This window comes from Streptomyces sp. NPDC058741, assembly GCF_042746715.1.
Classification (GTDB): domain Bacteria; phylum Actinomycetota; class Actinomycetes; order Streptomycetales; family Streptomycetaceae; genus Streptomyces.
Genome location: NZ_JBHYQH010000043.1, coordinates 9,378 through 31,423, shown reverse-complemented (window position 1 = coordinate 31,423; position 22,046 = coordinate 9,378). Strand labels below are relative to the sequence as shown.

At 73.5% G+C, this 22,046-nt stretch carries 15 protein-coding genes and 1 pseudogene; 3 read left to right on the top strand and 13 right to left on the bottom strand.

What is annotated here, in order from left to right; translation table 11 throughout:
• Positions 1–30: 30 nt before the first annotated feature.
• The 13 genes and pseudogenes from ACFW6P_RS26765 to ACFW6P_RS26705 form a co-directional block, all read right to left on the bottom strand.
• Positions 31–1,158 (bottom strand): caspase family protein, encoded by a 1,128-nt coding sequence (locus ACFW6P_RS26765; protein WP_386347558.1) that lies wholly within the window; start codon positions 1,156–1,158, stop codon positions 31–33.
• A complete protein-coding gene (locus tag ACFW6P_RS26760) occupies positions 1,155–2,330 on the bottom strand; it encodes a hypothetical protein (RefSeq protein WP_386347555.1) in 1,176 nt (391 codons plus the stop codon). The genes ACFW6P_RS26765 and ACFW6P_RS26760 overlap by 4 nt, the downstream gene beginning before the upstream one ends.
• 134 nt (positions 2,331–2,464) lie before the next feature.
• Positions 2,465–6,958, bottom strand: coding sequence for an FxSxx-COOH system tetratricopeptide repeat protein (gene fxsT, locus ACFW6P_RS26755; protein ID WP_386347552.1), 4,494 nt, complete (start codon positions 6,956–6,958; stop codon positions 2,465–2,467).
• Positions 6,958–8,052, bottom strand: a complete 1,095-nt coding sequence (locus ACFW6P_RS26750; RefSeq protein ID WP_386347549.1) for an AAA family ATPase — start codon at positions 8,050–8,052, stop codon at positions 6,958–6,960. The genes fxsT and ACFW6P_RS26750 overlap by 1 nt, the downstream gene beginning before the upstream one ends.
• A 16-nt stretch (positions 8,053–8,068) precedes the next feature.
• Positions 8,069–9,574 (bottom strand): hypothetical protein, encoded by a 1,506-nt coding sequence (locus ACFW6P_RS26745; RefSeq protein WP_386347546.1) that lies wholly within the window; start codon positions 9,572–9,574, stop codon positions 8,069–8,071.
• A 155-nt stretch (positions 9,575–9,729) separates the two neighbouring features.
• Positions 9,730–12,270 carry a polynucleotide kinase-phosphatase gene (locus ACFW6P_RS26740; RefSeq protein ID WP_386347543.1) on the bottom strand — a complete coding sequence of 847 codons (2,541 nt, stop codon included), beginning with the start codon at positions 12,268–12,270 and terminating at the stop codon, positions 9,730–9,732.
• Entirely contained in the window at positions 12,267–13,769 is a 1,503-nt protein-coding gene (locus ACFW6P_RS26735; RefSeq protein ID WP_386347540.1) for a 3' terminal RNA ribose 2'-O-methyltransferase Hen1, read from the bottom strand. Before ACFW6P_RS26735 ends, ACFW6P_RS26740 begins: the two co-directional genes overlap by 4 nt.
• Positions 13,770–13,926: 157 nt before the next feature.
• The gene (locus ACFW6P_RS26730) at positions 13,927–14,850 is read right to left on the bottom strand and encodes an LLM class F420-dependent oxidoreductase (protein WP_386347537.1); all 924 of its coding nucleotides are present in this window, start codon (positions 14,848–14,850) and stop codon (positions 13,927–13,929) included.
• A gap of 446 nt (positions 14,851–15,296) precedes the next feature.
• Positions 15,297–15,622, bottom strand: a pseudogene (locus ACFW6P_RS26725) (deoxyxylulose-5-phosphate synthase).
• Between the two features lie 106 nt (positions 15,623–15,728).
• Complete coding sequence (locus ACFW6P_RS26720; RefSeq protein ID WP_386348082.1) at positions 15,729–16,199, bottom strand: DUF6099 family protein; 471 nt, start codon at positions 16,197–16,199, stop codon at positions 15,729–15,731.
• A 196-nt stretch (positions 16,200–16,395) separates the two neighbouring features.
• Positions 16,396–16,758 carry a nucleotide pyrophosphohydrolase gene (locus ACFW6P_RS26715; RefSeq protein ID WP_386347534.1) on the bottom strand — a complete coding sequence of 121 codons (363 nt, stop codon included), beginning with the start codon at positions 16,756–16,758 and terminating at the stop codon, positions 16,396–16,398.
• Complete coding sequence (locus ACFW6P_RS26710; RefSeq protein ID WP_386425056.1) at positions 16,751–17,920, bottom strand: ATP-binding protein; 1,170 nt, start codon at positions 17,918–17,920, stop codon at positions 16,751–16,753. Before ACFW6P_RS26710 ends, ACFW6P_RS26715 begins: the two co-directional genes overlap by 8 nt.
• A 196-nt stretch (positions 17,921–18,116) precedes the next feature.
• Positions 18,117–18,512 (bottom strand): cell division protein SepF, encoded by a 396-nt coding sequence (locus tag ACFW6P_RS26705; RefSeq protein WP_386347529.1) that lies wholly within the window; start codon positions 18,510–18,512, stop codon positions 18,117–18,119.
• A 331-nt stretch (positions 18,513–18,843) separates the two neighbouring features.
• Here ACFW6P_RS26705 and ACFW6P_RS26700 point away from each other — a divergent pair, with 331 nt between their 5' ends.
• The 3 genes from ACFW6P_RS26700 (at position 18,844) to ACFW6P_RS26690 (ending at position 21,833) form a co-directional block, all read left to right on the top strand.
• Complete coding sequence (locus ACFW6P_RS26700) at positions 18,844–20,196, top strand: hemolysin family protein (RefSeq protein WP_386425053.1); 1,353 nt, start codon at positions 18,844–18,846, stop codon at positions 20,194–20,196.
• Positions 20,193–21,215 (top strand): hemolysin family protein, encoded by a 1,023-nt coding sequence (locus ACFW6P_RS26695; RefSeq protein ID WP_386347523.1) that lies wholly within the window; start codon positions 20,193–20,195, stop codon positions 21,213–21,215. Before ACFW6P_RS26700 ends, ACFW6P_RS26695 begins: the two co-directional genes overlap by 4 nt.
• Positions 21,216–21,605: 390 nt before the next feature.
• Positions 21,606–21,833 (top strand): hypothetical protein, encoded by a 228-nt coding sequence (locus tag ACFW6P_RS26690; protein WP_386347520.1) that lies wholly within the window; start codon positions 21,606–21,608, stop codon positions 21,831–21,833.
• Positions 21,834–22,046: the final 213 nt, after the last annotated feature.

Genomic DNA, 22,046 nt, shown 5'->3' with positions numbered 1-22,046 from the left:
GGGGCGAAAACCGTACGATCACGCCACTGATCATCGTGGATCACGCCGATGTCCCGATGTGGTCGCCAACTCCGCCATTGCAGCGGCGAGTTCCTCCTTCATGTCCGGGTCGTCGTCGACGGCCACCACGGCGTCGAACAGTTCCCACAGCGCCTCGGGACCCCTGCGGGCCAGGCCTCCGAGGATGTTGACGACGTCGGTACGCGCCCTGCTGTGCCGGCGGAGTACGGCTGTGACACGGGGGTTCAGCGCGGCGACGACCGTCTGCCGTTCCTCCGGGTCGTTCATCAGGGGGTAGGCGAGGAGGGCCTCCACTGCGCGCTGCATCGCCGTGAGAGGGCGCGGCACGGCGTGCGGCGCGGCCGGGGGCAGGATCTCGGTCCGGTCGGGACCCTGAAGCCGGATCTCGGGATGCTGCAGAGTACGGCCCTCTTCCCTGAGGGCCGCGATGCGTGTTCGAACGGCCGGAAACAGTTCCTCCGGATCGGGTGGCGCGGGCAGCACGGCCGCCCGGTCGGCCAGCAGACCCAGCAGGACGTCGGAGAACAGACCGGTGGCACGGACCGGGTCGTTGGCCGCCGCCCTGCCCCGGCCGGCGGCCCGCAGCACGGTCTGCCGGTGCACGTGGGTGGGCCGCCCCACGGGCAGGGCGTCGGGGGGCAGCGCCTCCCGGAAGGCGAGGTCCTCCTCGAAGGTCTCGCAGGCGTCGACGATCCACATCTGCTCCCGCAGTCCCGGCACCGCGTCACCGGCGTACCGGGCGAGCGCGGAGTCGAGGTCGATGCCCACCTTGTCGGCGAGCCCCGCGTCCGAGCAGAACAGCCTCAGCCGCCCGGCCCGGTCCAGCACGCCGTGGCCGCCCCACCACACCCACAGCACGTCACCCTCGGCCGGGGAGAGTTCGCGGACGAGGACCCGGCGCAGGGTCGCCCGGTCCGCGCGCTCGTACGGCAGTTCCGGGTCGTACGACGGCCGGGGTGCCAGGTGCAGACGCAGTCGGGACCTCGGCACCCCGGCCTCCCGCAGCAGCCGCCAGAACCGGACGGCGTCCCGGGCCGGTCCGGGCAGCCGCCAGGCGTCGCCGGCCTCGTACGTCTCGATCCCGACGATCAGGGCGTGCACCCGGGCGGGATCGACGGACGGCGTCGGGCCGGTCACGTCAGACGGTCCGCGATGTGGCGGTACACGGCCGGGTTCGTCCAGTAGGCGCTGTGCGCGGCGGGGAACGGCTGGCCGCCGTCGACCGGAACGTCGGTGACGCGGCCCGGGAAGAGCTCCGCGCCGAGGTAGCCGAGCAGGTCGCGCGGATCGTACAGGTTGAGCCAGGCGGGGACGTGCGGTGGCAGGGGTGCTGGATGTTCGAGGCTGGGCAGGGAGCCCGACTCGTAGAGGAAGGGCCCCTGGGACCCCACCGTCACCAGGAGGCCGACCTGCGGCAGCGGGGCGGTGACGAGCGTGTCGAGGGCGATGATGCCGCCGAGGCTGTGGCCGACCAGGGCGACGGGCGGCTCCAGGCCGGCGACGAGGGTGCGCAGGCCGTTCCGGAAGGATGCGCCCCGGCTCAGGTAGCGCAGGACGTCGCCGGCGGCGGGGTGGGTGGCCTCGGTGAGGGCACGCCGGCGGCGCTCGACGGCGCGCGACACCACGGCTCCGCCGACCCGCAGCAGGGAGGAGCGCAGCCCCCGCTCGGCGCCCCGTGGCGGTGCGCCGAGCGCCTCGGCGATGCGGTCGGTGACGGCGTCCCGGGTCTCGCCGACGGGGACGAGCGGGGAATCGGTGTCGAGTGCGTCGGCGATGAGGCGTGCCGTCAGGGAGCGGGCCGCGACGACGGCGAGGGCCGCCGGGTCCAGCGCGTCGGCCGCGGGGCCGAGCAGGGGGTGGGCGGCCAGGTCGGTGCAGGCCCGGGGCAGTCCGGTGCCCAACTCGCCTGCCGGGAAGTCGCCTCGGCCGGCGAGTGCCGTGAGCAGCGCCCGTATGGACTGCTGCGGCGGGACCGAGCCCGGCGGCCGTTCGGCCACCGGTCCGGATCCGGCTGCCGCCGAGGCCAACTCGGCGTACGGGTCGTCGTAGAGGAGAGCCCACGCCGAGGTCGTCTCGTCGCTCTCGTCCGACCGTGCCGGGCCCTCGTACGGCCCGCGTGTGGTACCGGACCGGCGTGGCAGGCTCGCTCCGCCGGCCGCGAGCACGGCGCCGTGGGCCGCGCCCCATTCATAGGGCAGCACCCGAAGTCCGTCGCGCTGTGCGGCGAGTCCGGCCGTCACCCGCTCCAGCAGCGCGGTGAAGCCCGGCTCGCGGACCCCGGTGCCATGGACGAAGACGACCGTCGTCATGCGCCCCCCTGGTGTCCCGATCGCTGTCGTGTGAATCAACTTACCCACACAAGCGACGAGTTGAAGCTTCCCGGACGGAAGCGGCCCGCTGCCGGGGAGCTCCCGGACGGCGGGCCGTCATCCGTCACCGAGGATCACATGGGCATGGGAACGACGTCGCACTCGATGCGGCGGCGCTGGCGAGCGGCCTGGAGCCACGTGTGGTCGCTGCGCAGCACCGCCGCGAAGCCCTCCACCGCCCTGCGCTGCAGGACGTCCGCCTCGTCCGCGCGTCCGAGGCCCCGCAGATCGAGGGTGAGGTTGGACGTGCAGGCCAGGGTGAGGGGGTGGTCCTGGCCCGCCACCTCGCCGAGCAGCGGCAGGTTGGCGGAGTCGATCGCGTGCGCCCGTTCGAAGTCCAGCCGCGAGTAAGCGGTGTTGGCCCGGCCGATGCCGACGGTGAGGGCGATGATGTGACGCTCCCCGACCGTGCCGCTCAGCCGGCGCACCACGTCGTCCTCCAGCTCCTCGGCGGTGTCCAGCGCGCCCATGGCCCGCTGGGTGGCCGCCACGCTGGCCAGGGTCACGAGGGTGTGCGCGTGATCTTCGCCGAGGCGCCGCGCCAGCCTGGCCACCGTGGCCTCCGCGATCCGGAGCGACCCCTCCAGGTCCCCGGCCAGACGCCGGTCGACGCTGGCGTTGGTCGCCGTGGTGAGCGAGTCGAGGTGCTCGTCGCCGTAGCGGGACTTGAAGTTGCGCAGGGTCTCCTCGGTGAGCTTGGCGCCCTCGGAGAGATCGCCGTCCCGGCGGCGGCAGACTCCGAGGGAACGGGCGATCCTCAGTGTCAGGGGATGCTTCTCGCCCAGCGCGCTGAGCGCCTGGCGGTAGACGTCCTCCTGCCACTCGCGCGCCTCGGAGTAACGGCCCGCCTCGCGCATGTCGATGCCGACGCAGTGCAGGGTGTTGAGCGTGAAGAAGCTGGCGCCGCCGAGCAGCAGGTCGCGCTGGCGGGCGGTCTCCTGGTCCAGCGTCAGCGCTTCGGTGAAGTCGCCGCACAGTCTCAGGTCGACACCCCAGCTGTGGCTGGCCCGCAACGTGGCCGGATCGTCGGGCCCGAACAGCGAGCGGGCCAGTTCGGTGGCCTCCCTGCCCAGGTCCCGTGCCTCCCGGAAGCGGCCCTGGTAGCGGTGGGCGTCGGACATCTCGCACAGGGAGTCGATGAGCTCCTCGGGCTCCACCTCCATCCGGCGCGACACTTCCAGCGCCTTCTCGGTGAGCGGGATCGACTCGGCGATCTGGCCGACCTGACGCAGGAGGAAAGCGAAGCCCTTGGTCATCCGGACGACGTAGATGTCGTCCTCGCCCGAGGCGGCGAGCCAGGCGCTCCACGCCTGCCGCCCGAAGGACGCGGCGCCCTCGTGGTCACCCCAGTAGTAGAGGAACCACATGGTGTCGTAGACCAGGTCGCGCACATAGGGGTCGGTGCTGGTGACCGCCTGGGACGCGAGGACGTGGGGCAGCAGCGCCTGGTAGTCGCGCCACTCCTGGGAGGATCCGAAGGGACCGCGGTTGGCGGCGGACAGCAGCTGGTGGGCCGCGTCCCGCATCCGCTCGCGTTCCTCTTCGCTCAGCTTGGCGAGGAGCACGGTCTGGAGCAGGCGGTGCATCTGCAGGGTGCCCGCGCGCGGGTCGACCTTGATCAGGGAGAACTGGCTGAGATCGCGGATCGCCCGGTTCAGTCGGATGGGCTCACGCAGCATCGGGTCGATCTGCGGGGTGATGTTGACGCCCCGGCTGCTGCGCAGGATCGACCTCGGGATCGGCTCGGGGGCCATGCTGGCGCAGATGTCGAGCAGTTGGCGGGCCCCCGGGTTGTTCTGCCGGATCCGCTCCAGCGAGATGTCCCAGGCCGCGGCGACGGAGACCGGGTAGTCGGGGCTCTGCTCGATCTCCAGGATCTCCGGGCTGCGCTGGGCGAGCAGGTCGAGGTACTCGTCGACCTCCATGCCGGTGACCCCGAGCCAGGCGCCCGCCTGCTCCACGGCGAGCGGGAGGTCGCCGAGCGCCTCGGCCAGCCGGTCGGCGTCCTCGCGTGGCAGGTCCCGGGCGCGCTTCTGCAGCAGCTCGATGGACTCGTCGCGCTCGAAGACGTTCACCGGAAGGGAGGTCGCCACCCGTTCCCAGCCCCGGTTCCGGGAGGTGACGATGACCTTGCCCGGCCCGTTGTGCGGGAAGTAGCCGCGCACCGCCTCGATGTCCTCGGCGTTGTCGAAGACCAGCAGCCAGTTGTCGTACGGCGTCCCGGTGCGCAGCGCCTCCAGTACGGCGGGCACGGCGGTGTTGGCGGCGGCGGCGCCGAGACCGTCCTGGCCGGACGGTGCGACGCCCAGCTGGGAGGCGAGGGAGGAGAGCGCGGCCAGGATGAGGCTCTCGCGCTCGGCGGGGATCCAGCAGATGATGCGGTAGTCGCGCTGGTGCGTGTAGATGTACTCCAGCGCCAGCTGGGACTTGCCCACACCACCGAGCCCGTGCAGGGCGTTGGGCAGCACCGCGGCGGTGTCCTGCGCGGCGAGCTGCTCCTCCACGGCCCTCAGCAGCGCCTGGCGGCCGACGAACGATGTGTTGCGCATGGGCACGTTCACCAGTAGGGCCGGCGTTGCGGTCGTGGTGCGCTGCATGAGCGGCTCTGCCTCCGGGGTCTGTTGTCGGTGCGCCTCGGCCGTCTCCGACGGCGCGGTTTCCTCTGTCGGATCGGGAACTGCCGCATCCGGGTTACTGTCCACTGAGCCGGATGGAGTCGTTTCGCCCGGGATATTCACCTGTGGGGGTGGCTGGGCGGACGGGCTGTTCTCCACGTGTTGGGCCGCGTCGGCCGGAGCGTTCCGGGACAGGTTCGGTTCGATGCGCCTGGCCCGGTCGGCGTAGGGCCCCGACAGCGCGCGCATCACGGCCAGTTCGCTGCGCGCCCAGCCACGCTCCGCGGGGTCGGGGAGCCTGGTCCGCAGCGGGTCGTGCAGGGCGGCGCGCAGGGCCACGCCCCGCTCCCCGGCGGCGGGCAGCTCACCCACCAGGCTGACGGTGCGCGCGAGTTGACTGCGTGTGGTGGTCGCGAGCAGGGCTTCTCTGACGCCCTCGGCGAACTCGGGACGCCCTTCCCCTCCCCCGTCCCAGTCGATGAGCCCGCCCATGAGGATCTCGGCGAGGTGGTCGGGGCCGGCCTCCGGCATGACGCGTCGCCGCAGCTGCTCGACGAGGTCGAAGTCGAAGGGGACGGCGGCCAGTTCGGTGGCGAGCCGGCGGGCGGAGGGGGTGGCGAGGCTGAAGAAGCGGCGTACGGCGGCGGTGGCGGCCCGGGGCAGGCGCGGGGCGCGCAGTCCGGGGGCGGGCGCACCCTTGCTGAGGGTACCGGCCAGCACCACGGGCAGCGAGCGCCGCACGCCCCGCCCACCGGTGACCAGGTCGCACCAGGCGGCGAGGGAGGCGGGCTTGAGGGAGAGCACCGGGACGGCGACGGAGTCGTCGCCCGCCTCGGGCAGTGGACGCATCGGGTCGGGGCCGCCGGGCGGCGCCCAGTGCCCGAGGCTGCCGTTGGGGGCGCCGAAGCCCCCCGCCTCCAGGACGGCCGGGTAGGGGTAGAGCGAGGACCGGTGGCGCAGGTGCGGCGGCAGGAGGTGGACCAGGGCGGTGGGGCCGGCGTGGGCGAGGCGGCCGAGGAGGTCGTCGGCGGCGGTGGCGGCCCAGCCGTGGGCGAGTCCGTCGGAGACCACGAGGAAGATCCGGCTGCCCCGGCCGTCGATCAGCTCGGCGGGGCCGGCGACGGGCCGTCCGGTGGCCCAGCGCAACGCGGCGGGACCGGTGCGCGGCACGGTCACCCGGAGGGTGCGCACGTTCCGGAAGGCACCGCTGTGCTCGGCGGCGCGGGCGAGGCGCGCGGCACTCTCCTGCCAGATCCGCATGGTGGGCCCGTCGTCGAGCAGCAGCACCAGCTCGAAGGCGGAGATGCGGGAGGGACGCAGGAACGGCATCCACAGTCCGTCGACGAGTCCTTGTTCGGCCGTGGTCTCCTCGTCCAGCTCCAGGCGGTCGCGGGACGGAATGCGGCGGGCCAGCTGGTGCAGGGCGCGCGCGAGCAGCGCGGTGAGGCGACCGGGCCGTGACGGGTCGGGTTCGGGGCCGGGCAGCAGCGGCGGCCCGAAGCGCAGGGTGAGGCGGCCTTCGGGGTGGGGTGAGACGCGGTCGCGGGCCGGGATGGCGGTGCGGCCGCCGGGAGGGTCCGGGTCGGCGGGGGTGCGGTGCGCGGGCGGAGGCTGGGCGGGGACGTCGTCGTCGGCCTCGGGGCGGCCGGGGAGTTCGTCGTCGGTCCCCGCCGGGCGGGACGGGCTGCGGGCCTCGGGGTCCTGCGGGAGGACGGCCTGCTCGGCGGGAGTCCCACCGGCTGCTCCGCCGGGGCCGGTGCACCGGCTCCGGTGCGCGGCGAGCCACACGGCGTCGGCGACTTCCTGCCAGCGCGGTACGAAGGGTTCGGGAGCGGCGGGGACCCGGTCTGCGCGCTCGCTCGTGAACGCGAGCGGCTCGGGGTACACCGAAGGAGGCGGCGGTCCCGATGCGGGATCCCCGCCGCCCGGTCCGGATGCGCGCTCCCGGGTCATCAGCGGCCCTTCGCGAGGTCGCGGAGCAGCAGTTCGACGAGCTTACGCCCGTCACCGTCCGCCTGGAAACCACCCGCGGTAGTCATCTGGACAGCGTTGAGCAACTGGTCGAGGGAGTGCACGCCGCCCGCCTGGACGCGTTGGACGAACAGGTCGACGAGGTCCTCGGTGCCGCGCGGCCGCAGCCCCAGGTGTCCTTCCACCATGGCCAGTAGTTGCTCCCGGGTGGGGGTGCGCATCTCCATCGGCAGGCAGCGGCGGCGGAAGGCGGCGGGAAACTCCCGCTCCCCGTTGCTGGTGATCACCACGACCGGGAACTCCCGGCACTCGACGCGTCCGTCACGCACCACCGCCCGGCCCCCCGGATCGCTGGTGTGCACGCTCGCCGCGTCAGCGGCGTCGCGCACCAGCTCGGGAACCTCATAACTTCCATTCTCCAGAACGTGCAGCAGGTCGTTCGGCAGGTCGATGTCGCTCTTGTCGAGTTCGTCGACGAGAAGCACCCGGGGCCGTTCGTAGGGCAGCAGGGCGGTACCCAGCGGCCCCAGTGTAATGAACTCGCCTATTACCGGCGCAAGTTGACGATGATTGGAGGCGGGCGAGGAGTTGACGTCCTGTTCGATGTCGCCTTCGAACACCGGCTCCGTCCGCGCCGTGTCGCGCAGCCCCGCCTGCCAGGCGGCGATGGCCTGGGCGCGGCCCATGGCGTCGTGCACGTACAGGCCGTCGCGCAGGCTGGTACGGCTCACGATGTTCCATTCGAGCACCCGGCCGAGCCCCAGCTCACGCGAGATCAGGTAGGCGAGCGTCGACTTGCCGACGCCGGGCGGGCCGGTGACCAGCAGCGGGCGGCGCAGCAGCAGCGCGGCGTTGACCGTCTCGATCTGCTCCTGGTCGAGCTGGGGTGTCAGGCCGCCCGGGCCCAGGCGGCGCAGCGCGGCCTCGGCGTCGTCCGGGGGCGGGGCCTCGACCGGGTCGCCGCGGAACCTGCGCCAGGGCGGCGGGTCCGGCAGCACGGGCGGGGTGTCCCGCGGGTGCCCGGTGGCGTGGAAGACACGCCAGCCGTCCGCGGCCGTCGGTTCCTGTGCGCTCATGCCGGAGCCTCCTGGTTCAGCTGGCCAGATCGTCGGGGTCGGTGGCCTGGAAGTCGACGACTCGTGTGGGGTCGTCCCACATGAAGCCGACATTCCGGGCGAGATACTGGACTGCGTCCTCCGTGCCGCTCTCGGCGTTCAGCCGCATGCGGTGCATCACGGCGGGCAACTGCACCGGCAGCGCGACGGCCGCGAAGACCGCGGTCACCACTTCGCGCCTCTCCTCCACGAACACGCCTCTGCGGTCCCAGACGGCCAGCCCTATCCCCTCCGCGATCGCCGCTTTGAGCGCCTCCAGGGCCGGCGCGCCGGTCGGCGCGTCCAACAGCACTGCCGTCCTCTTTGATTCCCCGGCGAGAGCGATCTGCCACGCGCGCAGTCGCCGGGCGTCCGCCTCCCTCCAGGCGTGCACGGTGATCCCGTGCCGCCTGAGCGCCGCCCAGCGGCGCTGCCACTGCTGCCGGACCACGGCGTTGTCCGTACGCATGCGTTCCAGACTGCGTAGGTGCACCCCGTACCGCAGACCGAGCGGAGTGGGTTCGGCGTCGCCCACCGCGAACGTCAACCCCGCCACATCGTGGTTGAGCAGATCGTACGGAAGGACGAACTCTATGTACGCAAGCGGTTCCTGAAGCCCGCTCGAGTCCGGTTCGCGGGGCACCAGCCAGAGCTGGGTGCCGTGCCGGAGCGCTCGGTCGACCGCTCGGCCGAGCTCGTCGAGGGGGATCGTGGCCGGCTCGCCCGGGCGCGGGTCCCAGCGGCCCGGCGTCGCGTTCGTCCAGGTCCGCACGGCCACGTCCGTGCTGCCGTCCCGGGCCGGCTCCACGGCGACAACGAGGGTGCGGGGGATGTCGGGCGACCACACCACCGCGGCGCGCCTGTCCCGGCGGGCCGCCAGCTGCGCGCTCAGTCCCGCGCGCCCGGCCCAGTCGTCGGTCCACGCGGTCAGCGCGAGGCGGTGCTCGGCGGTCCGGGCGAGACGGGCCGCGTGGTCGAGGAGGAGGACGACGGGGGGCAGGCCGTCGTCCTGCGCGTTCCATTCGAGCAGGTGGGTGAAGAGCTGTTCGGGGGTGAGCCCGTCGGGGAGGTCGAGGCCGACGAGTTCCTCCGCCAGCCCGTCCCGTAACCGCGCCGCGGGCAGATCCCCGCGGCTCAGCGCGACGCGGGCGCTCTTCTCGTCCTCCTTGGACAGCGGCCCGGCGAGGGCGGGGGCGGGGGCGATGAGCCGTGCGAGCTCGTCGCCGGCCGGGGCGCCTTCGAGGATGCGGACCACCCCGACCAGTACGTGCTCCCCGCCCGACACGCTCAGCGCGGCGGTCACCAGACTCACCACGTCCTCGCGGAGCCTCACACCGCGGATGTCCACCTGCCGGCGGAGCTGGCCGGCCAGGAGAGCGGCGAACTGCACCCGGCTCGGCGCGTCCTCGACACAGCCCAGCTCGCACAGGACGTCCGTGAGCCGTAACAGCAGCTCCAACTCCGGCTGTTGCCCGGACCCGCCGGGCGCCGTACCTGTCTGCACCGACTGTCCCCCCGAGTCGGTTCACCTGCCTGACCGACCAGCGAAGTTAGCACGGCAACCCCTGGTTAACCAGGGACTGCTGAGGATCCGCGCCGGGACCTCCGGCCGGCGTCACGCCGCGTCGGCGAGGGCCGGCCGGAGGCCTGGAGCCGGGGTCACAGCCGCGGGTCCACCGGCTCCGACTCCAGCGCCAGCACCGCGAACACCGCCTCGTGCACCCGCCACAGCGGCTCGCCCTCCGCCAGGCGGTCCAGGGCCTCCAGACCGAGCGCGTACTCGCGGATCGCCAGGGACCGCTTGTGGTTGAGGAACCGGGAGCGCAGGCGGGCCAGGTTCTCGGGGCGGGTGTACTCCGGGCCGTAGATGATCCGCAGGTACTCGCGGCCCCGGCACTTGATGCCGGGCTGGACCAGGCGGCCCTGGCCGTCGCGGACGAGGGCGCCGACCGGCTTGACGACCATGCCCTCGCCGCCGCGGCCGGTCATCTCCAGCCACCAGTCGACGCCGGCCCGGACCGACCCCGGGTCGGCGGTGTCGACGTAGAGGCGGCGGGTGGTCTGCAGCAGGCCGCTGCCGTCGTGCTCGACGAGCCGGTCGAGCAGGGCCAGCTGCTCGTCGTGCGGCAGCGCGGCGAGGCTGCGCCCCTGGACCGCGAGGATCTGGAACGGCGCCAGGCGGACGCCGTCCAGGCCGTCGGTGGTCCAGCAGTAGCGGCGGTACGCCCGGGTGAACGCGGCGGCGTCGGCCGCCCGTTCGCCGGTGCGGGCCAGCAGGCCGGACACCTCCACGCCGCGCTCGGCAGCGCCCCGCAGCGCGGCCAGCGCCTCGGGCAGCGCCGCGCCCGAGGCGGCGCCCACGGCGGCGTACTGCGAGCGCAGCAGCCCGGACGCCTTCAGCGACCAGGGCATCAGCTCGGCGTCGAGCAGCAGCCAGTCCGTCTCCAGTCCCTCCCAGAGGCCGGCGTCGCCGATCGCCGCGCGGATCCGGCCGAGGATCTCCTCGGTGAGTGCCGCGTCGTCGAAGAACGGGCGGCCGGTGCGGGTGCAGAGGGACCCGCTGGAACCGTCGACGCCGAAGCGCCTGCGCGCCGTCTCCGCGTCGCGGCACACCAGGGCCACCGCCCGCGAGCCCATGTGCTTCTCCTCGCACACGACCCGGGCGACGCCGTCCCGCTCGTACTCGGCGAAGGCCTCGACGGGGTGCTCCAGGTAACCGTCGAGGTGACTCGTCGCCGTCGGGGCCATGGTCGGCGGGAGGTACGGCAGCAGCGGCGGGTCCACCGCGAAGCGGCTCATGATCTCCAGGGCCGCCGCCGCGTTCTCCTCGCGGACCGCGATCCGGCCCTGGTGGCGGGTCTCCACGACCCGGCGGCCCCGGACGTCCGCCAGGTCCAGCGGTCGCCCGTCGTGCCCCCCGGGCGCCTCGGTGCGCAGCGGCTTCAGCGGCTCGTACCAGACCCGCTCGGCCGGTACGTCGACCAGCTCGCGCTCCGGCCAGCGCAGCGCGGTGAGCTTGCCTCCGAAGACCGCGCCGGTGTCCAGGCAGATGGTGTTGTTGAGCCAGGTGGCCTCCGGGACCGGGGTGTGGCCGTAGACCACCGCCGCCCGGCCGCGGTACTCCTCCGCCCACGGGTAGCGCACGGGCAGGCCGAACTCGTCGGTCTCCCCGGTGGTGTCGCCGTACAGGGCGTGGCTGCGGACCCGGCCGGAGGTGCGGCCGTGGTACTTCTCGGGCAGCCCGGCGTGGCAGACGACCAGCCGGCCGCCGTCCAGGACGTAGTGGCTGACGAGGCCGTCGAGGAACTCCCGTACCTCGACGGCGAACTCCTCGCTCTCGCGAGCCATCTGCTCGATGGTCTCGGCGAGGCCGTGGGTGTGCTGGACCCTGCGGCCCCGCAGGTAACGGCCGTACTTGTTCTCGTGGTTGCCGGGCACGCACAGGGCGTCGCCGGACTTGACCATCGCCATCACGCGGCGCAGCACGCCGGGGCTGTCGGGGCCGCGGTCGACCAGGTCGCCGACGAAGACGGCCGTACGGCCCTCGGGGTGGACGCCGTCGACGTAGCCCAGCTTGCCGAGCAGCGACTCCAGTTCGGCGGCGCAGCCGTGGATGTCGCCGATGATGTCGAACGGCCCGGTGAGGTGGGTCAGGTCGTTGAAGCGCTTCTCGGTGACGACCGTGGCGTGCTCGGCCTCCTCGACGCCGCGCAGCACGTGCACCTTGCGGAAGCCCTCGCGCTCCAGGTGCCGCAGGGAGCGGCGCAGCTCGCGGGTGTGGCGCCGGATGACCCGGTGGGGCATGTCGGCGCGGTCGGTGCGGGCCGCGTTGCGCTCGGCGCACACCTCCTCGGGCACGTCGAGCACGATGGCGATCGGCAGCACGTCGTGCTTGCGGGCCAGGTCGATCAGCTGCCGACGGGCGTCGGACTGGACGCTGGTGGCGTCCACGACCGTGCGGCGGCCGGCGGCCAGGCGCTTGCCGGCGATGTAGTGCAGGACGTCGAAGGCGTCCCCGGTCGCGCTCTGGTCGTTCTCGTCGTCCGAGACCAGGCCGCGGCAGAAGTCCGAGGAGATCACCTCGGTGGGCTTGAAGTGCCTGCGCGCGAACGTGGACTTGCCGGAGCCGGAGGCGCCGATGAGCACCACCAGGGACAGGTCGGTGACGGGCAGCACGCGCCCCTCGCGTACGTCGGTCATGCCGCCTTCGCCTCCTTCGGGCTGGTCAGTGTGAACACGGCCATCTGGGTGGGCGGCCCCACCTCGGGGTCGTCGGGTCCGACGGGTTCGAACGCGACCGTGTAGCCGTGCCGTTCGGCCACCGCCCCGGCCCAGGTGCGGAACTCCGCGCGGGTCCACTCGAAGCGGTGGTCGCCGTGCCGGACGTGGCCGGCCGGAAGGGACTCCCAGCGCACGTTGTACTCGACGTTCGGGGTGGTGACGAGGACCGTGCGCGGACGGGCCGAGCCGAACACGGCGTACTCCAGGGCCGGCAGCCGGGGCAGGTCGAGGTGCTCGACGACCTCGCTCAGCACGGCGGCGTCGTAGCCCTTGAGGCGGCGGTCGGTGTAGGCGAGCGAGCCCTGCAGGAGCGTGACGCGGGAGGCCTGCCGCTCGCCCATGCGGTCCAGCTTCAGCCTGCGGGAGGCGATGGTGAGGGCGCGCATCGAGACGTCGACACCGACGATCTCGGTGAACGCCGGGTCCTTGAGCAGCGCCTGCACCAACTGGCCCTGCCCGCAGCCGAGGTCGAGGACCCGGGCGGCTCCGGACCGCTTGAGGGCCGCGAGGATCGCGTCCCGGCGCTGCACGGCCAGCGGGGCCGGCTTGTCCTCGGTCCCGGTCTCCGCCTCGACCGCGTTGTCGATCGCCTCGGCCTCGCCGTCGATCGCCTCGACCGCGTTGTCGATCGCCTCGACCTCGCTGTCGTCGGCCTCCGCGAGCCGCACCAGCTCCAGCCGCTCGGTCGCCTGCCGGGTCAGCGACCGGCGGCGGGACAGGTAGCGGTGGGTGATCAGCCTCTGCTCAGGGTGGCCGGGTAGCCAGCCCTCGCCGGCCCGCAGCAGTTTGTCGATCTCGTCGGGGGCGACCCAGTAGTGCTTGGCGTCGTCCAGGACGGGGAACAGGACGTAGAGGTGGCGCAGGGCCTCGGCGAGGGTCAGCGCGGTGGAGTCCAGGGCGAGTCGCGCGTATCGCGAGGCGCCCCACTCGGGGAACTCGGTGTCCAGCGGTACGGGATCGGCGGTCACCTCCCAGCCGAGCGGCTCGAACAGCCGGCGTACCAGGTCCGGTCCGCCGCGGGCGGGCAGCGCGGGCACCTCGACCCGCAGGGGCCTGGCCTGCCCGGGCAGTTCCGGACGGGCGTGGCAGACGCCCTTCATCGCGCTGGAGAATACGCTGCTCAGCGCCACGGCGAGTAGTGAGGAGGCCGCGTAGGGGCGGTCGTTGACGTACTGGGCGAGGGCCGCGTCCGGGGCGCCCCGGCCCTTGCCCTTGCTCTTCCTGACCAGTGTCACCGCGTCCACCTCCAGCATCAGGGCCGCGGTGCAGCGCCGGACGTCCGCCTCGGGGTAGAGGACGTGGGCCGTCCCGGAGGAGGTGGAGAACGCCTGCGCCTTGTCGGGATGCTTGTGCAGCAGGTAGCCGAGGTCGGTGGCGGGGTGCTCCGGGGTGCCGGTGGTGCTGATGGTCAGGAACATGCGGAGGGCCTCTCCGGCTGGGTGGACGACTGCGGTGCCGTGCGCGCGAAAGCCCCCGGGACCGGTGATCCCGGGGGCTCGGCTGACGACGCCCACAGCTTCGCACACCTGTGCCCACCAGCGCCTTCGTTTATCGAGGGCGGGTGGACGGGGGCCGTTACGACAGCTGCGACCGCACCTGCGAGGAGATCAGCTCCAGGTGGTCCAGGTCGTTCAGGTCGAGGACCTGGAGGTAGACGCGGCGGGAGCCGATTCCGGCGTAGCGGCCGATCTTGTCGACGACCTCGGACGGGGAGCCGGCCAGGCCGTTCAGCTTCAGCTCGTCGACCTCGCGGCCGATCGCGGCGGCCCGGCGCGCGACCTCCCGGTCGTCCCGGCCGACGCAGACGACGAGGGCGTTGGAGTAGGTCAGGTCGTCGCCCTTGCGGCCGGCCTCCTCGGCGGCCGCGCGCACGCGGGCGAACTGGCGCTCGCTGTCCTCGACGGAGGCGAACGGCATGTTGAACTCGTCGGCGTACCTGGCGGCCAGCCGCGGGGTGCGGGTCGGGCCGTGACCGCCGACGAGCACCGGGATCCTCTCCTGCGCCGGCTTGGGCAGCGCGGGCGAGTCGGTGAGGTCGTAGTAGGTGCCGTGGAAGTCGAAGGTCTTGCCGGGGGCCGTCGACCACAGGCCGGTGACGATCTCCAGCTGCTCCTCGAGGCGGGCGAACCTCTCCCTGGGGAAGGGGATGCCGTAGGCCTTGTGCTCCTCCTCGAACCAGCCGGCGCCGAGGCCCAGCTCGATACGGCCGCCGGACATCTGGTCGACCTGTGCGACCTGGATGGCGAGCACGCCGGGCAGCCGGAAGGTGCCGGCGGTCATCAGGGTGCCGAGGCGGATGCGCTTGGTCTCGCGGGCGAGTCCGGCCAGGGTGATCCAGGCGTCGGTGGGGCCGGGCAGGCCGTCCGCGGAGCCCATGCGGAGGTAGTGGTCGGAGCGGAAGAAGGCGTCGAAGCCGAGGTCCTCGGTGGCCTTGGCGACGGTGAGGAGAGTGTCGTAGGTCGCCCCCTGCTGGGGCTCGGTGAAGACGCGGAGATCCATGTTTCCATCCTGCACGCCGGGTCCCGGGGCCGAGCAGCCGGTCTCCCGGCCCGCCCGTCCCCGGTCGGGGAAGATTCGTCCATAGCGCGAATGCCCCGTGACGGGCCCGGTGACCGGCCCCGTCCATGATCGTTTGGCCGGGGCGGAGCCGGAGCCCCCGGCACCCGCACCGGCCGCTGACCGCCGGGGCGTCACCCGCCTCACCCGCGTCGGCCTCCCCCCGGGGGCCCGGGGGCCCCAGGGGCGAGGAGGGCTTCACGTCGAAAGAGAGCGTGCCGCGGCAGGGTGGGACCGGGAAGCCGAAAGGGCTGTTGCAGCAGATGGGGGAGCTGATGGCGGCGTTGAGCGCGGATCTGTCGCGGGAGACGCCCCCATCGGACCTCCCCCTTGATCCGGCCTGAACCCCAGGACCGGCGTGCGCGTCGGCACCCAAGTCCGCGCCGGTGTCACGGGATGTCGTACCGCACGAGTGACCGGGCGAGGGGTTCGCCGCTGCGCCGGGCGTAGGTCATCCGCTCGCGGACCTCCCGCAGGGTGCGGGGCCGGTAGCCGGGCCCGCAGCAGCAGCTCCTGTGGAAACGGACGCCGGCGTGCAGCAGCACGGACAGCGTCCGCCAGGCGGCGGTGTCCCGGCGGGGGGGTACGGCGAAGGCGGAGCCCACGTGGACCAGCGGCCGGGCGCAGCGGGGGCAGACCCGCCGCCTGCCCTCGTCGTAGGACTGCTTGTAGAGGCCCGGCAGGGCAGGCAGACGTAGGAACTCTTTCCGTGCACGCCGGCAGCGTAGGCGCCGCCCGGCGCCGCACGACGGATCACCGGACGGGCGCCCGCGCGCTTCCTCGCCCCGCAGCCGTGCGGCCTCCGCAGAGCGGGGTGCCGCTCAGCCCGCCTCCCGCTCCGGTAACGCCTGCTCACGGTCCGCGAGTCTGCGGAGCATCTCCAGGACGCGGTCGCGGGACTCGTCGGCCGCGTCGATGGCCTCCATGCACTGCCAGTACGTGCCCTCGCCGTCCGCGGCGCAGGCCAGGCCCACGAGGGCGATGCCGACCTCGCCGAGGAGGCCGCCGAGGTAGAGGAGCGTGTGGCGGGCGTCGCCCAGCTCCGTGAGCTGGCCCGCGCGCAGCTCACCGGGGGCCAGCTCGGGCGGGTCGAGGACGCCGCAGCCACGGCCCGCCAGCTCCGTCAACCCCATTGCCTCACCGCGTAGTTCGGGTGGTCCGGCGATGGCGAGGCGGCTGCCTATGGCCTGCGCCAAGGCCTGCGCCTGCCACACCTCGGCCATGAGCTGCCGCGTCTCGCCACCCGCTGCCAGGGACCGCCTGCTCGTCACGATGAGCCGCACCGCGTCCATGCGCTGCCCCCGTCTGTCCGACGCGCTCCGCGCGTCCGTCGCCCGAACTCCCTTGTTCACTACCCAGAGTGAAGGAGTGTGAGACCAAAAGCCAGAGGAAGGCGGAAATGAGCGGACAACGATTGGGATAAGGGCCAGTTTTCGATTACGCAGAGTACAAGGGGACTCTGGTCTTCCATGGCAGCGCTGGGCCGGGCTACCGGATCGGGAACCTCCGTTCGTTCCGGTCGATTTTCGCCGCCAGCGCCGCCAGCGGGTCGATGCCGAGCACCTCGCACAGCTGGAGGAGGTACGCGAGCACGTCGGCGATCTCGTCGGTGACGCGGTGCGCGGTGTCCTCGTCCGCCATCACCCGGGACGACTCCTCGGGCGTCAGCCACTGGAAGATCTCGACCAGTTCGGACGCCTCCACGCTGAGTGCGGCGACCAGGTTCTTGGGGGTGTGGTACGGCTGCCAGTCGCGCGCGGCCGCGAACTCGGCCAGCCGGCGCTGCAGCCCCGCCACGTCCAGGGGTGCGTCGCGGGGGCCGGGCTGCGGTGCGTCCAGGGGGTCAGTCACGGTCCAGGTGTACCACCGTGACGCCGTCGGTCCCAGTGGCCCACGAGGCGTCGCTGACCGCCCCCACCAGCCGGAGGTGGCCCCGCTCGCACATCCGCGCCGCGAGGCCGAGGAGCTCGCGGCGCTGTCCCGGGTCCAGACCGCGGTCGAAGCCGTCGGCGAGGACGGTGAGCGTCTGCAGGGCGGGGGGCACCTCGCCGGCCGGGTCGACCTCCAGGACGCCGGGGCCCGTGAGCAGGACCAGGGCGAGGGCGAGGTAGCGCAGTTCGCCGTCGCCGAGCCGTCCCACCCGCGTGCGGACGCCGTCGCCCCGGTCCAGGGCCGCGCCGACCGTGTGGCCGGCGCCGGGCAGGGCGAGCACGTCCGCCACCGGCCCCGCGCAGCCCGCCCGTACCGCGGCCACCAACTGCGCGTGCCGCCGCGCGCACTCGGAGCGGGTGCGCCACAGCACGTCGGCGAGGTTGGCGCAGTCGCCGAGCAGACGGCCGGAGCCGGCGGGGACGGGTTCGCGCATCCGGGCCGGTTCCGGGTCGCAGGCGAAGACGGAGCGCAGGGCGACGACCGTCTGCTCGGCGGCGGCCAGCACCCTGCGCTGCCCGGGCGTCCGGCCGGCGACGCGCAGCGGCAGCAGGGCGGTGCCGAGCCGGTCGTCGGGCAGCGGGCCGTGGGGGACCGGGGTCGGCCCGGACGTGTGCCAGGCGGCCTGGACGGCGCGCTTGCCGGGGTCGCTCAGGGCGGTCTGCAGCAGGACGAGTCCGTCGGCCGTCAACCGCTCGCCGGCGACGCGGAGTTCGGGTTCGGCCTGCACGGCGACGTCGAGCCGGACCGGGCCCGCCGGGCCGTCGGACGTACAGCCGATGCGAAAGCCCCGGCGGCCCTGCGCATCGGGCCGGGCCTCCTCCGGGACGCAGCCGGCGGGGTCCGGGAACGCCTCGCCGAGCGCGGCGCCGCCGCCGAGCCGGGCGAGCGCCTCGTACGCGCGCAGCGCGCCGGTCTTGCCGGAGCCGCTCGGGCCGGCGAGGAGGGTGAGGGGGCCGAGCGGGAGCGCGGTGCGGCGGTGGGTGGTGAAGGCGGACAGGCGCAGTTCGGTGAGGTGCGGGCGGTCGGGGCGGACGGGCAGGGCGGCCGGTGCGAGGGGGGCGGGTGCGGGGAGCTGGGTCATGTCCGGACGGTAGGGCTCCGGCAAGGGGACGAACCGTTCCGCCTGCGGGAGCTTCCTACGATCGGGCGATCCGGCGGGCCGTTCTCCCCGACCTTTCCGGCCTTCCCGACTTTCCCGACCTTCCCGGCACTGGGGATCTCCGGCGGGCCCGTGTCAGGTTCCCGGTGGGCCGCGTCAGGCCCCCGATGGGCACGCGTCAGGCTCCCGGGAGCCCCACGCCCTCCATCAGGCCCGTCACCTCGGTCCCGGCCGGCGTCAGCAGGAACACGTTCCGGTCGACCCGGTGCATCCCGCTGGCCAGGCCGAAGACGACCCCGGTACTGAAGTCGAGCACGCGCCTGGCGACCTCCGCCTCCGCGCTCGTCAGGTCGAGCAGCACGGGCACGCCCGCCATCAGCGTCTCGGCCACGTCACGCGCGTCGGCGAAGACGTTCACCCGCAGCACCACGAAGCGCCGCCGCGTCTCCGTCCGGGCCTCGGGCCGGGAACGGTGGTCCACGGAGGACGGCCAGGCGTCCCGGCCCCGCAGCGGCACGACCTGGGCGAGCCCCTCCCACTGTTCGTCGGTGACATCGTGACTGTTCACCGGCATGCTCCGTCCTGGCTCGCACTGGCTGTCTGCATCGGGCAATTCTTGCGCAGAGTCACCCGTTCAGCCCAACTGCGACACGCTCAGCGACCTCATTGCACCGGACAACGACCTGCCGGAGGCGGCCGGGCACGCGCGTGCGCCCGGCCGCGCGGCTTTCTCTACACGGCCGTAGAATCCGGGAACACCGGCGCGACGGTGAACGTTGTCCGGATGAGAACCGACACGTGAGGAGCGCCTTCTTGTCCGCCAGACCGACGGACCCTCCGGGGCACAGTCCCGGACCACCCCGCCACGAGTTCACTGATCGCGGCACAGGGCGGGGTGGTGTTCGATGAGTGCCGTCCAGGCCCTGTCGGGCCTGCTCGCCGTGTTCGTGCTGACCGCCGGCACCGGCTACTTCGTCGCCCAGGAGTTCGCCTACGTCTCCGCCGACCGGCTCGCCCTCGCGCGGGACGCCGAGGCCGGGGACCGCCGGGCCGCCCGCGCGCTGCGGGTGCTGGAGCGGCTGTCGTTCATGCTGTCGGGCGCGCAGCTCGGCATCACCGTCACCGGGCTGGTCGTCGGCTTCATCGCCGAGCCCTCGGTGTCCGCGCTGCTGCGGCCCGCCCTGTCGGGACTGGGCCTGCCGGACGCCGCCGTGAGCGGCACCTCCGTGGTGCTGGCGTTCGTGCTGGCCACGGTCGTGCAGATGGTGCTGGGCGAGCTGGCCCCGAAGAACCTCGCCATCGCCGTGCCGGAGCGGCTGGCGAAGGCGCTGGCCCCGTCCACGCTGGCGTATCTGAAGGTCGTCGGCCCGGTCGTGCGCGTCTTCGACGGCGCGGCGAACAGGCTGCTGCGCAAGGTCGGCATCGAGCCGGTCGAGGAGCTGCACCACGGCGCGACGCTGGAGGAGCTGGGCCATCTGATCGGCGAGTCCCACGAGCGGGGCGCGCTGACCGGGGACACCGCCGCGCTGCTGGACCACGCGCTGGAGTTCTCCGAGCGCTCGCTGGACGAGGTGATGGTGCCCCGTGCCGACGCCGTGTTCGTCCGCCGGGACGCCGCCGCCGAGGAGGCGGTCGGCCTGATCGCCCGGTACGGCCACTCCAACTACCCGGTCCTCGGCGACCACCCGGACGACATCGCGGGAGTGCTGGGCGTGCGCGAACTGATGGCGCTGCCCGCCGGCCGCCTGGCCGGGGCACGCGCCGGCGAGGTGGCCCGGCGGCCCCTGCTGCTGCCGGACACGCTCGCACTGCCCGACGCGGTGGCGCGGATGCGGGAGCACGACGACGAGTTCGCGGTCGTCCTCGACGAGCACGGCGGCGTGGCCGGCATCGTCACCTACGAGGACATCGCCGAGGAACTGGTCGGTGACATCGCCGACGAGTCCGACCGGGTCACGCTGCTCGCCGTCGCGGACGGCGACGGCTGGCTGGTGGACGCCGGCCGCCGGGTGGACGAGGTGGCCGAGGCCACCGGTCTCCGGCTGCCGGAGGACGACGGCTACGACACCGTGGCCGGCCTGGTCGTGGACCGGCTCGGCCGCTTCCCGACGGTCGGCGACCGGGTCATGGTCGAGCTGGACGGCTCGGGCCGCGCGGTGATCGACGTGCGCACGCTGGACCGGCACGTCGCCGACCGCGTGCGGATCAGCACGCTCGTGGACAGCGCGGCAGCCGAGGAAGCGGAGGAGATGGCGTGAGTTTCCCGACGGCGGTCTTCGTGACCGTGCTGCTGCTGATCGGCAGCGGCTTCTTCGTGGCGGCCGAGTTCGCCCTGGTCGCCGCCAAGCGGCACCGCATGGAGAAGGCGGCCGCCGAAGGGCGGCGCGGCGCCGGGGCGGCCCTGGCCGGCATGCGCGAGCTGTCCCTGATGCTGGCCGGCGCCCAGCTCGGCATCACGGTGTGCACGCTGGGCCTGGGCTCGGTGTCCAAGCCGGCCATCTCCCACGAGCTCGACCCGGTGCTGCACCGGCTGGGCCTGCCCAGTGCCGTGAGCTACGGCGTGGCGTTCGCCGTCGCCATGGTCGCGGTGGTGTTCCTGCACATGGTGGTGGGCGAAATGGCGCCCAAGTCCTGGGCGATCGCACACCCCGAGCGTTCGGCGATGCTGCTCTCCCCGCCCTTCCGGGCGGTGGTGCGCACCGTGCGCCCGCTGATCCGGCTGCTCAACCGGATGAGCAACGCGCTGGTGCGGCTGTGCCGGGTGGTGCCGCGCGACGAGCTGGCCCCGGTGCACGACCGGGAGCAGCTGACACACCTGGTGGAGGAGTCCGAGCGGCTGGGGCTGATCAGCGCGACCGACTCGGAGCTGCTGACCCGTTCGCTGACCGAGCCGGAGACGCCGGTGGCCGCGCTGCGGATCCCCGCCGCCGAGATCACCTGGGTCGAGGGCGCCGCGGACGTCGACGCCCTGCTGCGGACGGCCGCGGCCCAGGACCGCACCCGGCTGCTCGTCCGGGAGGACGGTGCCGTACTCGGCTCGGTCCACGCCCGCGACGCCCTGGTCGCCCGGGCCCGGGGGCGTGCGACCACCGCGCGGGAGCTGGCGCGGCCGGTGCCGGAGCTGACCGAGGCCGCCACGGTCGCCGACGCGATCGAGGTGCTGCGCCGCCGCCGGTCCTCCCTGGCCGTGATGCGTGACGCCTCCGGGCGGCTGACCGGCCTGGTGACCCTGGACGATCTGCTGGCCCGGCTGCTGCAGCCGGCCGCGGCGGCCTGAGGGGAGCCGGGCCGGAACCTCCCGCACATCTGCACACCGCGCGCCGGGCGGCGGCACACCTCCCGGTGCGCGGCCGGTTCCGCCGCCGCGGAGGGGGAACTTGGCACCGAAGTGCCCGCTTCGCGCCGCGCGGCGCAACCCTTTCCGGGGCGCCGGGGCGGCGGTCCGTGTGAAGGAATGGGGCTGTCCGGTGACTCCGCGGTCATACAGGTGAAGACGGCCCGGGACATGCGCCGGGCGCGCTCGGCGGGAGATTGGCCCTCTTCTCCGGGGAGTGCTTTGATCCTGCGCACGGCGGAGCAGCCGGGCCGGAATCCCGGTCCCCGGATTCCGGCGCAGCCCGCGCTCACCGTCATGTGCGAGACATTCACGCGAAGGGAAAACACCCCCATGAACCTCACTCCTCAGGTCGACACCGCCGAGCTGTCCGACGGCGACCTGGAGCTCGTCGCCGGCGGCACCGCGGGCGTCGACGCCTCCGCGAGCCTCGTGGGCGGCCTGTCGGCCGGTCTGACCGGCCCGGTGACCAGCGAGGTCCGCGCCGGCCTGCAGGCCACGCTGTCGCCGGAGGACGCCGCTGCGAGCGGGCACGCGGGCGTGCACACGGCCTCCCTCTGAGCGACGCCGGGCGAAGGGCCCCGGAATGCGCATGCGCGCATTCCGGGGCCCTTCGCGTTGACCGTGGGGCGATCCTTCTCCACACCCGTGGGGCAAGCTGTTCGCCTTACCCGCGGGGCAAGCCCTTCGCCTTACCGCGGGCCAAGCCCTTCGCCTTACCGCGGGCCAAGCCCTTCGCCTTACCGCGGGCCAAGCCCTTCGCCTTACCGCGGG